The following is a 13000-nucleotide window of genomic DNA, read 5'->3' as shown; positions in this document are numbered from 1 at the left end:
CCTTATCGTAAAAGAATAATGAAAAGTAAACCTAAAAAGGAGTAAATAAAAATGTTAAAAAACGATATTTTAAAAATAGACTGATTTATAATTGATAAAAACAATATATATAAGTTTATAAAAAACGGAAGTATTGAAAAATATATTAATAACAACAAAATTTGCTATCGAGTACAAAGAGATTTAAATATAAAGTCTTTAAAATGAAAGTTACCAAATAGTTTGTCTTTTAAAAATAATGACGAAATAAATATTAGTAATTTAGTTATGACAAAAGTTTTAGAAATCGAAAAATATGCTTTTGCAAACAACAAGTCTCTTACAAATGTAATTATGCCAAGAGTGAAATTAATTGGTAAATGTGCTTTCAAAAATAACATTAACCTTAAAAGTGTAAGCGTTCCAAAAGTAATTAATTTTGGATATGAAGCTTTTTCTAATACAAAATTTTTAGATCAAATAATAAATTCAGATAAACAAAAACTTGCAATAATAAATGATATTTTGATAGATGGAAAGTATGCTAAAGGCGAAATTATAATACCTGAAAACGTAACAAAAATAGCTCCTAAAGCCTTTGAACATAATTCATCGCTTAAAAGTGTAAATATGCCAGAAATTAAAATAATCGAAAAACACGCTTTTAGAAGCAACACATCCCTTAAAAGCATAAGTATACCAAAAGTTATCACAATTGGTTCGTACGCTTTTGAAGACAATACTTCTCTTATAAGCGTAAATGCTCCGGAAGTTATCCGAGTTAATAACAGTGCTTTTGAAGGCAATACTTCTCTAACAAATGTAAGTATGCCTAACGTTACGCATATTGGAGATGGTGTCTTTAAAAATAGTATCAACCTTAGAAATATAATCATTCCAAGTGTTATAAAAATTGGAGGTTTCGCTTTTGCTAATAACGAATCACTTAAAAGTGTAAATATTCCGAAAGTCACTACGATTGAGGAAAATACCTTTATAAATAATATTAACCTTAAAAATATAAATATGCCTAACGTGACAAAAATTGGAGATTTTGCTTTTGAATGCAATAATTCTCTTACAATTCTAAATATTCCAAAAGTTATTGAAATTCAAAAAAGCGCCTTTAGATACAACACTTATCTTAGAAGGGTAAATATGCCTAAAGTTATTAAAATTGGCGATAGTGCTTTTCTAGGCAATATATTACTCAAAAGCATAAATGCTCCCGAAGTTAAATGAATTGGTAATTGAGCTTTTCGTGAAAACAAATCTCTTGTTAGTGTAAATATGCCGAAAGTTACTACTATTTTGCCGTGTGCTTTTAAAGACAATACATCACTTACAAATGTACGTATACCTAATGTTTATACAATCGGTAGTTTTGCTTTTGCTAACAATGAATTGTTAGAAACTGTAAATATCAAAAAAGTTAAAGAGATTGGTGACGGAGCTTTTGAAAGAAATAATTCTCTTGCTAGTGTAAATATGCCAGAAGTAAAAGAAATTGGTAATAGAGCTTTTGAAGGGAATAGATTTCTTGCTAGTGTAAATATGCCGAAAGTTACAAAAATTGGTATTTCATCTTTTCAAGATAACAATCGTCTTAAAAGTGTACAAATGCCAAATGTTACTACAATTGGTAACAGAGCATTTAAAAACAACCATTCATTAAGTTTCGAAAAATCTCAATTACCCGAAAATATGACAAATGATGATTTTAAAACATTAATTGAAGGTTCAAATTGAGAAAAAATCATTACTAAGATAAATTAAATAGTAGAAATTATGCTAAATAATAAAAATATTAAATTTAAGATTATTTTAAAAACTCATAATGATACTTTTTCTTTTTGTAGTAAAAAAGTAAGAAATATTCTTTAAATATAATAAATAAAAAAACTAGCTTAACTAGTTTTTTTATTTATTGATAAAACTCTATATCAAAATTTAAAAATTAAAATCGGTAAACCTATTCCTATTAAAATAATAACTAAATTCAAGATTAATTTAAGATCTAAATTATTTCCTTTATAAAAGAAAGGATGAAAAAAATCTAAGAAAGGATAAATAACAACACCATATTCTTTATTATATTCTAAATAATAAGTACTTATAAATAATAAAAACGCAAAGATAAGGTAAGAAAAAACATAAATTAAACAAATAAATTTATCTTTTTGTAGTATTTTAAGCTTATCTTTTCAAATAAATGCAAAAATAAATATGATCATAGGATTAATTAAGTGTGTGTGCAATGATTTGTATGACTGAAAAATATTTTTTCAATTACTTGTTCATGAGATTAACCCTCAATAAACAAGAAATGTAATTGAAATTAAAATTAAAGAGTGGAAAAACAATCTTCTTATTATGTTTTTTCTACTAAAACACATTAATAGCAATGTTATTAGACTAAAATAATTGGTTAAATTTGTAAAATAAAAGAATTGCGAATATCTAAAAAAATATGATTCTAAACTCTTAGTAGTTGCTTCATGATTAACAGATGAGTTTTTAAATAAAGTCATTCAAGTGATTATTAAACCGTTGGTAATAACTAATAAAAGTAAAACTGATATTAAAGTTATAATTTTACGTTTTTGAGTATCTAATTTAAATAATGTTTTCATAATAGAGAATTATATTATTGAATATAAAAAAATAAAGCATTTTTTGCTTTATTTTTTACGCTTTGGCCCTTGTTGCGATAACTGTCTTTTTAATTCGAAATCAGTACGGTATAAATAATCATCAATAGCTTCAGCTAAACCATTTTGTTCAACGCTTGAAGTATGTAATTTTGCAAATTGTATTGAATAATCATCAATATTAGCCATGGCATAAGAATAATCTGTCATTTCAAACATTGAAATATCATTTTGACTATCACCGATAGCCATTGTTGTTTTAACATCTACGCCAAAAACATTATCACATAATCACTTCATACCTGTACCTTTAGAAATTCCAGGTTTAGTAATTTCGATGTGGGAAACTAAGTAAACTATATTTAAATCAATATTCATTTCTATAGCTTTATCATAAAATTCTTTTAATTTATCTTTATCACCATATAATTCAATTTTATGTAAATCATCAGGTATTTCGCCGGTTAAAATTCAATTATCATATTCACAAAATTCAGTTATAAATTTACGAAATTCTAGTGTAGGATCTTTTAAAAAATATCTGTTATCACCAAAATAATATAAATAAACTCCTACTTGTTCAGCTAAATCTCATATTTTTCTAGCTTCCTTTGTGTCAATATATTCAATATTGAGCACTTTTTTCTCTAAATTATCAAAAATTAAAGCACCGTTAGAACAAACAATATAACGAGAACTCATTTGGTTAGCTAATCTTTGTATTTTTTCGTAAGGAGCATTTCCTGTATTTATAACAAATTCAACTCCTTTTTCTTTAATTTCTGCAGCTTTATCAATATTTACTTGCGATAAAACTTTACCTGGGAACGGATAAATTGTTCCGTCAACGTCACTAAAAATTACTCATTTTTTCATAATTTAAATTATACTAAACTTTGAAAAAACATAACTCAAAAGACTCTTTTTTATTAATATAATAGTTATTATATAACTTTAATATAGTATAATTAAAATACTTATGAATAAAGAAAAGATAAAGAATTTTTCAATTATAGCACACATAGATCATGGTAAAAGTACACTTGCTGACCGTATTTTAGAAATGACAAATACAGTTGCAACTAGAGACTTAACAAGTCAATTTTTAGACTCTATGGATTTAGAAAAAGAACGTGGAATTACAATTAAATTAAATGCTGTACAAATTAAGCACAAAGATTACATTTTTCATTTAATTGATACTCCCGGACATGTTGATTTTACTTATGAAGTTTCACGTTCATTGGCAGCATCAGAAGGTGCCTTATTACTTGTTGATGCTACTCAAGGTATAGAAGCTCAAACTTTAGCCAATGTATATTTAGCATTAGAAAATAATCTTGAGATAATCCCTGTTATTAACAAGATTGATTTACCTTCAGCTGACGTAGAAGCTGTAAAAAAAGAAATAGAAGAAGTGATTGGTATTTCAACAGAAAATGCCGTTTTAGTTTCTGCTAAAACAGGACTAGGTGTAGATAAATTGCTAGACAGTATAGTTAAATATATACCATCACCAAGAAATGCTGATGATAACAAACCTCTTAAAGGATTAATTTTTGACAGTTATTTTGATCCATATAGAGGAGTTGTTATGCTTGTAAGAATTTTTGAAGGTAAACTTAAAGTCGGTGATAAATTTAAATTTATGTCAAGAAACGATGAAGAAAATAATTATCATGTTATTGAACTCGGGATTAGAAATCCACATGAAACTAAAAAAGAGTTTTTAGAAGCTGGGGAAGTAGGATGAGTATCAGCCGCAATTAGAGATGCAAAAGAAGTTAATGTCGGTGATACAATAACATTAATTTCTAACCCTACAAGCAAAGCACTTCCAGGGTATAAAAAAATGAAACCTGTTGTTTTTACGGGATTTTACCCAATAGATACTCGTGATTATTCTTTACTAAAAGAAAGTTTAGAAAAAATTTCACTTAGTGATTCTTCTATAACATGAGATCAAGAAACTTCAAAAGCACTTGGTTTTGGATTTAGAGTAGGATTTTTAGGATTATTACACATGGAAATTCTACAAGAAAGACTCGATAGAGAATATAAAGTCGGAATAATAGCAACTAGTCCTAGTGTTGAATATGAAGTACATATGACAAATGGTGAAGTAGAAATGATAGCCAACCCAACACTATTACCTGATCGTACATTTATTGACAAAATAAAAGAACCGTATGTAGAAGCTAAAATATTTATACCAAATGAATATATTGGTAACGTTATGGAATTATGTCAAAATAAACGCGGTATTTATAAAAATTTAGAAATGATAGATGAAAAACGTTCATTAGTTATTTACGAACTACCATTAGCAGAAACAATTTTTGACTTTTTTGATAGATTAAAATCAAGCACCAAAGGTTATGCATCATTCGAATATGAATGAATTGGGTACCGAGAAAGCGATTTAGTTAAAGTTGATATTTTATTAAACGGAGATAAAGTTGATGCTTTTTCAATAATTACGCATAAAGATAGAGCTTACGAAAATGCTAGAGAATTATGTCAAAAATTAAAAGATGCTATACCTCGCCAAAACTTTGAAGTTCCGGTTCAAGCTACTATTGGTGGTAAAATAATAGCTCGTGAAACTATTAAAGCATATCGTAAAGATGTCACTGCAAAATTATATGGTGGTGACGTTACACGTAGACAAAAATTACTAAAAAAACAAAAAGAAGGTAAGAAGCGTATGAAAAAACTTGGTTCAATTGAGGTACCACAAGAGGCGTTCTTATCAATTCTTAAAACAAATATTGATCCAAAAAAATAAAGGAGATGAAAATGGATAAGAAATTACTTAAAGATGATTTTTTCGCATATATTAATGCACAATGACTAAAAACAGCTAAAATTCCTGATGACCGTTCTAGTATTGGTTCATTTGTAGAATTAGATATTAACTTGGAAAAAATATTAAAAGAGACAATTGTTAATTGATCAAAAAATAACACCGAATTACCTAGTGATCCTAAATTAATTGAAATGATTAAATTTTATAATTTAATTATTGATACAAACAAAAGAGATGAATTAAATTGATCGCCTGCTAAAGAAATGTTTTTAGAACCACTTAGAAAAGAATTAAAAAGTATGACTACTTTTAAAGACTTTTTTAATTGAGAAAAAGATAAATTCCTAGAATATACATATCTACCATTTGATTTTTCAGTTGATGATGATTTTCTAGATAACACTAAAAAAATTGCTTGAATTGGTGAATTACCAACAATTCTACCCTCAAAAGAAACATACCAAAATGAAAAAGAAAAAAACAAACTTCTAAAAGTTTGAAAAGATATGGTTATTGATTTGCTTCTTGACTACGGATTAGATAATAACACTGCTTTAAAAATGGTTAACAATGCGATTGAATTTGATGATATTTATAAAGAATATGTTAAAAGTTCAGTTGAAAATGCTGATTATGTGTCCGCATATAATTTAAGACAAAGAGGTGAAGTTAATTTATCTAAACGTTTTGATTTTTGAACTAAACTTGATGAATTAATTGGAGAAAAAGTCACTGAAGTATCAATTCAAAACCTTAAAATTTTTGATGCTTTTGATGAAATTTTTGATGATAATAACTTAGAAAAATATAAAGATTTAATGTTTATAGTTAATTTCTTAGGAGTTACACCTTATTTAAATGAAAGAATTAGAACTAAAGCGTCAGTATACAGAAATACCGTATACTCAATAAACAAAAATAGATCAACAGAAGACTATGCATTTGATTTAGTTAAAAAATATTTTGGTATGCCGTTAGGTATGTATTATGCTAAAACATACTTTGGAGAAAAAGCTAAAAAAGATGTTGAAGAAATGGTGCAAAGTATGATTGAAGTATATAGAGAAAGACTTCAAAAAAACACCTGACTTTCTAAAAACACAATTGAAAAAGCACTTATTAAATTATCTAAATTTGAATATATGGTCGGATATCCAGAAATAATACGTCCTTACTTCTCAAAATTTAAGGTAAAAACATACGAAGAAAACGGAAGTATTTTCGAAGCTGTTCATTCATTTTCAAAAATAATTGCAAAATATAGATTAAGTTTATATCACAAACAAGAAGATAAAAGATATTGATCAATGTCGCCATCGACAATCAACGCTTACTACCACCCAATGAAAAATCACATTGTTTTCCCGGCTGCAATTTTGTCATACCCATTTTATGATGTTAATAGATCTAAAACAGCTAACTTTGGTGCGATTGGTGCTGTTATAGCTCACGAAATATCTCATGGTTTCGATAATAATGGAGCTCAATTTGATGAAAATGGTAAATTAAACAATTGATGAACAGATAACGATAGAAAAGAATTTCAAAAAAGAACAGAAGCTGCGATTAAACTATTCGACGGTAGAGAAACTGAATTTGGAAAAGTTAATGGTAAATTAACAGTTTCAGAAAACATAGCAGATTTAGGTGGATTTGATTGTGCTTTAGAATCTGCACAACGTGAAAATGATTTTAAAGCAGAAGAATTCTTTGAAAGTTGAGCTACAACATGACGTTCAATTTATAAGGAAGGAACTGCAAAACGTTTATTAGATTCAGACGTTCATTCTCCTGCTAAAATACGTGCAAATGTTATTTTAGGAAATAATGAATTATTTGAAAAAACTTATAATATAGAACCTGATGATAAAATGTATGTATCGCCAGAAAATAAAGTTAAAATTTGATAAAAAAGAGGCATAAACCTCTTTTTTATTATTAATTTCGCGTTAAAAAACAATATTATCTTTAGTCGCGGACTTAATATTATCGCCATATATTTTTTTGAGTTTATCCACTTTTATTATTTCTTTATAAGAACCTACATTATTTTGATTTACAATACCGTTTTCAACAATAATAACTTCAGATTCAAGAAATAATACATGATTAGGATCATGTGTTGATAAAATAATAGTCTTCCCCAAGTCTTTTTTTGCTTTTAATATAGATAATACTTTTTGTTGATTTTTTAAATCTAAAGCGCTCGTTGGTTCGTCTAAAAAAATAATTTCGGTATCCTGTAAAAAAGCAGCGCATAATTCAATTATTTGTCGTTGACCCCCTGATAAATTATTTATTTTAGTATTTATAAAAGAACTCATATTTACTTCGTTTAAAATAGCTCTTATTTTAGAATCGTCTTCTAACGAAGGTTCTTGATAAAATTTATATTTATTAACAAAACTAAATCTTAAATATTCCAAAACAGTATACTCATTTTCGATTGAAATAACCTGAGGTACGTAGCTAAAAATTTTTGATCTTTCTTTTATTTTAATTTTTGATAAATCGATATTATTAATAAAAATTTTTCCGCTATTTGGTTTATTTATGCCTGCTAAAAGCTTAATTAATGTAGTTTTACCAGAACCATTAAGACCTAAAACTGTATATATTTTTCCTTTTAAAAAAGATAAATTAATATTTGTTAAAATATTGCTCATTTTATTATATTTAAAACTTAAATTTTGAATTTTAATGATAGTATTAACTTTTTTCATTTTTGCCTTTTTTAACAATTAAAATATAGGCGAATAATATAGCTCCTATAATTCCAGAAATAGCACTTATTGGAATTTCGCCTGAAGTTAAGGTTCGTGAAATAATATCTATAATAACCATAAAAGAACCGCCTATAGTTATACTAAAAGGAATAGTTGTTTTTGTATTTTTACCTAATCAAATTCTAATAATATTAGGAATTACTAACCCAATTCAAGTTATATTCCCTGCAACAGCAATCGAACTAGCTGTCAAAAGTGTCGAAATAATTATTATTATTCATCTATAATATTTGTAATTTAACCCTCTACTTTGCGCAATTTCTTCGCCTCTACTTATGATATTTATTCTTCATCTAATAGAAAATAAAATTATTATTGAAACTATATAAATAGGCATAAAAATTCAAACTTGGTACATTTTAACTTCCGAAAAACTACCCATGAGTCAAAAAATTATTGAAGGTAATTGAGTTTGTTCGTTAGCAACTGTTTTTATTACACTAATAACACTTGACATAAAACCAGTTATTATTATTCCTGCTAATATTAAAGATAAAGTCTTAGTGTTTTTAAACATTTTTGAGACAAATATTGTTATCAAAATTGTTAAAATACCAAAAATAAACGCAAAAAATGAAACTCCCATACCTCACATTACATTAGATAAACCTAAAACTATTGCAAACCCAGCACCAACACTAGATCCCGAAGATACACCAAGTATACTTGGTGAAACTAAATTATTTTGAAATGTTTCTTGATAAATTAAACCAGATAAAGTTAATGCTCCACCTACCATAAAAGCTAATAAAGTTCTAGGTAATCTTAAATTTAAAATAACATTATATTCAATAGTATTTTCTGTATTTAATTTACCAAATATTATTTGTAAAAATTTATTAAAATTAATATTATATCTACCAAAACATAAAGATATAAAAATAATTAATAATGATAATAATATAGTAATTCCAAATAATATATATTTTTTAGTTTTAAGCATTTGGTTGTATACCGCTTAAAATTTTAGTAATTTCATCATCGGCTAAATCATAGTTATAATATGTTTTGTATGTATTTTTTAACATTGATCGTATATCGAAATTGAAGATTTCGGGCCAAAATTCATTAGCAAGATAAGCGATAAATATTTTTAACTCGACTCCAATTTGTTCAAAAGGTATCACACCTAAAGGTATATTTATTAAATTATTTTGCCTTACCGCTTTTAGTGACGAAAATGTTTCATCAGATTTTAAAGCATTAATGTTTTCGTTTTGGAATTTACCTCCAAAAAGATAGTAATCAGCATTGTCTTTTAATAACTGTTCCTTTGTTGCTACATTATTTTCAATAGTAAATTCACCTGGAACATAATAAACTTTTAAAATACGCATTATAGATGATAATAAAGTATCTTGTCCAGACTCTGTGTAAGTTACTCCTTTGTTTTTGTCACCGCGTACGTATCAAACTTTTTTAATTATTTCTTTATTTGATAATTTTTCTTTTATTTCTAATATAATTTGATTCAATTCATTAATTCACGTATTAACTTTATTTTTCACTTGAGTGTCAGTAAAAATTTTAGTTAATATTTCTGGATATAATGTTATAAAATCGTCATATGTGGGTTGATGATATTGGCTAATAACCATAGACGACATTCCCGCCTCAATAACGGAATTTGCCACAATAGGATCTGGAGCAATTACTAAATCATAGCCTTGTGCTAAATATTCTTCTTTATTTGGGCTATATTGTAATTTAGTATACTTTTTAGAATTAGGATATATTTTATTTATTCATTGATTGTCGAGTGTCGACTTGTAAACCCCACTAATTCTATCTCCTAAACCAAAAGCGATTAGCATACCAATCCCTGATCTTCCTGGAATCGCAATATTTTTAGCATTAATTCTAACTTTTCTTTCTATAGAAGAAGTATCAATAACATCAACGCTATTTTTACTTTTAATTTCTTTACTACATGAAATTGAAATTATTGGTAAAGTTAATATACCAACAGGAATAGTTAATAAAAATTTTTTAAATTTCATTTTTTACCTTTCATAAAATTTTAGAAATATTATACAAAAATAGTTTAACATAAAAAATATTTGACAAATTGATAATTTTTTATAAAAATTATTTTTTATCTCTTGATCATTCTACATAATTAAATGTTTTTATTTTATATCCATTCTTTAAAGAACTATTAATATAACCTTCAATACTGTCATCAACTTTCTTTAATAACTTTACAATTGTCTGAGCATCAAATAGCGAATCATGAAATTTACCCATTTCTAAACCAAATTCTTTTGCTAGGTTTTCTAGCTTATAACTCTTAAGGCCCGGCACATTTTTTTTCATCGTATTAAAACTACATAGATAATTAAATTTTACATTTTCCAATTTATCACCAATATTTTCACTATAATATTTGAAATTAAAAAATAATCTGTAAATATCAAAAGCGGCGTTATGTGCTATTCATAAATAATCACCAGTTAAATATTTATATATTTTGTTAAATTCTTCGTAAAATTTAGGTTTATTTATCAAAAATTCATCGCTTATTTTGTGAACTAAGTAAGCTTGGCGATGTATTCGAAGGTCATTTTTAAAGTAAAAGTTAATCTCATCAACTTTAATTTCATTTTCATATACAACTAACGATAGTTGTATAATTTCACCTTGCAAAGATGTTGTTTCTGTATCGAAAAATACAATTTTATTGTACTTCTGTTTTATTTCGCTTTTTTTATTACTTTTTATTTTATTTACAATTTTTGTCGGAACATTTTCCTTATATTCTTTAATCATTAAAGTTTTTTGACAAAGAATATTTAGTTGATTTTCGTTATAAAGGTTAATAAATTCTTCAACACTAATTTCATTATTGAAACCATCTAAAATTTTTAATAAAATTATCTCAAATTTTTGAAAATCATTAATAGTAATCTTATAACGCATATTATCTTTAATGTTTAGTAAATAACCAACAGGAATATTCTTATTTTTAGATGTTTTATATAAAATAAGCAAGTAAACTGCAACTTGAAAAAAATGTGTAAGAGATAAATTTGACACAAACTTAATCTCGTGCACTTCGTTTGTATATTTTTGATAAAAATCAATTATACCCAAAATTTTATTATCTCAATTAACGCCAATTTGCTGCTCAAAATTACTTTTTGATAAATATTTTTGCATTCTTGAATATATTTTATTATGATTTTCTTTATCAATTCAAGTTGGAAAATTGTTTATATTATCCTCAAAATGTTTTAGTCTAGTTATATCATTTGTTTCAATAGAATGCTTAATAAAACATAACTCTAAAAAAGAATTAAATTCCTTGTTGATAATTTTCTCTATATACTGGTGTGTTTCTTTCGATATTGAATTAAACATAGTAAAAAAATTTAATATTATTCTATTAATTTTCTTAATTTCATCTAAATTATCATTTCCTAATATTTGTTCGGCATAAATTCCATTAATATCTGAAATATCATAAAAGAAACCATCATAAGTAATTATGTTTGAAATTTTAATAATTTCATCTTTTTTATTTATTTCACTAATATCTATTAAACTCTTTAGTTCTTCTTCTATTTCAATAGGTATAAACTTTATAATTTCAGTTGCTTTTTTGATATTATAAGCTTCGTCACTTGAGTCATTTTCATAGTCTATTCAACCATCAATTTGATCTTTCATACCTTCCATTAAAGTAGGCAATGATCTATTTTTATTAAAAAATATATGTAATTCTTCAATATTTCTAGTTGCTGCTACATAAAACAATTTATTAAATTCATCTATAGTATATTTCTTTTGAACATCACCATCAAGATTAATTATTATAACTATTTTACGTTCCAAACCTTTTACTTGATGTACAGAACTAAAAACAATTTTCCCATGCATTTCTTTAAAATCTACTTTTTCTTCGTTATCAGATCTAGAAACATATACTTTAAAACCCTTTAATGTAAGTTTATTAGCGGTATCTCGTATTATATTAATATTAGTAGTATTCGATAGAACAAATATATTTTCTTGTCCGTATTGGTGAATTTTTTCAACTATAGTTTCTTCAAACAATTTATCTTTATATTCAAAAGCATTAATTTTTAATATACCTTCTTTGTTCAAAGCATTAAAAGACTCGCTTTTATATTGTTTACTTTCTTTTAACATACGCCAGGTAGCATTAGGCACCCTAAACGAACCATTTATTTCTAATTTTTTTCAAGTTTTAGAAGGTATTAATTTATCAATATTTTCAAGAAACATTGAACTAGCTTTTTTGAAGTTATATATTTCTTGATTTGAATCGCCTATAAACATGACTCTCGCTTTTGCGTTATATTTTAATATTTTAAGTATTAAAACTCAATAAAGTGGAGTTATATCCTGTGCTTCATCTATAATGATTGTATCGTATTCATCAACAGTTAATATTTTAGATTCATTAAACTCTTTTAAGCCAAGATCATCCATAACTATTTTTTTGCTCTTTTTAGTTGCGAAAGAGTGAAATGTATGAATGTCACAATTTTTTATTGTAATATCTTTTTTTAAAATCCTTATTTTTGTATCATTTACTAATTTTGTATTATATGATAAAACTAATATTTTTGAGTTTAAATTATATTTATTTGACTCATAAATAATTTCTACTATAACTCTAGTTTTTCCACTGCCAGCAGCCGCATTTACTATTAAATTATCACCATAAAAAGAATTAATTATCTTTCTTTGTTCTAAAGATAATTCATTATTTTTATTTTCTTTTTTCATTTTTTAGTTAATTAGAAAAA

At 25.6% G+C, this 13000-nt stretch carries 9 protein-coding genes; 3 read left to right on the top strand and 6 right to left on the bottom strand.

The window, feature by feature from the left end; translation table 4 throughout:
- Window positions 1-51 precede the first annotated feature (51 nt).
- Entirely contained in the window at window positions 52-1755 is a 1704-nt protein-coding gene (locus JXZ93_RS04105) for a leucine-rich repeat domain-containing protein (RefSeq protein WP_205852463.1), read from the top strand.
- Between the two features lie 131 nt (window positions 1756-1886).
- Here the strand turns inward: JXZ93_RS04105 and JXZ93_RS00945 are convergent, their stop codons facing one another.
- Window positions 1887-2612, bottom strand: a complete 726-nt coding sequence (locus JXZ93_RS00945) for an MAGa3780 family membrane protein (protein ID WP_205852342.1) — start codon at window positions 2610-2612, stop codon at window positions 1887-1889.
- Window positions 2613-2660: 48 nt separating this feature from the next.
- The gene (locus tag JXZ93_RS00940; protein WP_205852462.1) at window positions 2661-3506 is read right to left on the bottom strand and encodes a Cof-type HAD-IIB family hydrolase; all 846 of its coding nucleotides are present in this window, start codon (window positions 3504-3506) and stop codon (window positions 2661-2663) included.
- A gap of 103 nt (window positions 3507-3609) precedes the next feature.
- Here JXZ93_RS00940 and lepA point away from each other — a divergent pair, with 103 nt between their 5' ends.
- Both lepA and JXZ93_RS03650 read left to right on the top strand, forming a co-directional pair.
- Window positions 3610-5418: a translation elongation factor 4 gene (gene lepA / locus JXZ93_RS00935; RefSeq protein WP_205852344.1), complete on the top strand. Its 1809-nt coding sequence runs from the start codon at window positions 3610-3612 to the stop codon at window positions 5416-5418.
- Window positions 5419-5429: 11 nt separating this feature from the next.
- Entirely contained in the window at window positions 5430-7349 is a 1920-nt protein-coding gene (locus tag JXZ93_RS03650) for a M13-type metalloendopeptidase (protein ID WP_205852461.1), read from the top strand.
- Window positions 7350-7388: 39 nt separating this feature from the next.
- On the opposite strand, the gene JXZ93_RS00925 is transcribed toward JXZ93_RS03650, so the two are convergent.
- The 4 genes from JXZ93_RS00925 to JXZ93_RS04100 form a co-directional block, all read right to left on the bottom strand.
- Window positions 7389-8162, bottom strand: coding sequence for an ABC transporter ATP-binding protein (locus JXZ93_RS00925; protein WP_205852460.1), 774 nt, complete (start codon window positions 8160-8162; stop codon window positions 7389-7391).
- Entirely contained in the window at window positions 8149-9168 is a 1020-nt protein-coding gene (locus JXZ93_RS00920) for an iron ABC transporter permease (protein ID WP_205852347.1), read from the bottom strand. Before JXZ93_RS00920 ends, JXZ93_RS00925 begins: the two co-directional genes overlap by 14 nt.
- Window positions 9161-10225, bottom strand: coding sequence for an ABC transporter substrate-binding protein (locus JXZ93_RS00915; RefSeq protein WP_205852459.1), 1065 nt, complete (start codon window positions 10223-10225; stop codon window positions 9161-9163). Before JXZ93_RS00915 ends, JXZ93_RS00920 begins: the two co-directional genes overlap by 8 nt.
- Window positions 10226-10313: 88 nt before the next feature.
- Complete coding sequence (locus JXZ93_RS04100) at window positions 10314-12980, bottom strand: exonuclease domain-containing protein (RefSeq protein WP_205852458.1); 2667 nt, start codon at window positions 12978-12980, stop codon at window positions 10314-10316.
- Window positions 12981-13000: the final 20 nt, after the last annotated feature.

Origin of the sequence: Mycoplasma sp. CSL10166 (assembly GCF_017116885.1) — a bacterium.
In the GTDB taxonomy this organism is placed as follows: Bacteria; Bacillota_I; Bacilli_A; order Mycoplasmatales; family Metamycoplasmataceae; genus Mycoplasmopsis.
This window is presented reverse-complemented; position numbering and strand designations above follow the sequence as displayed.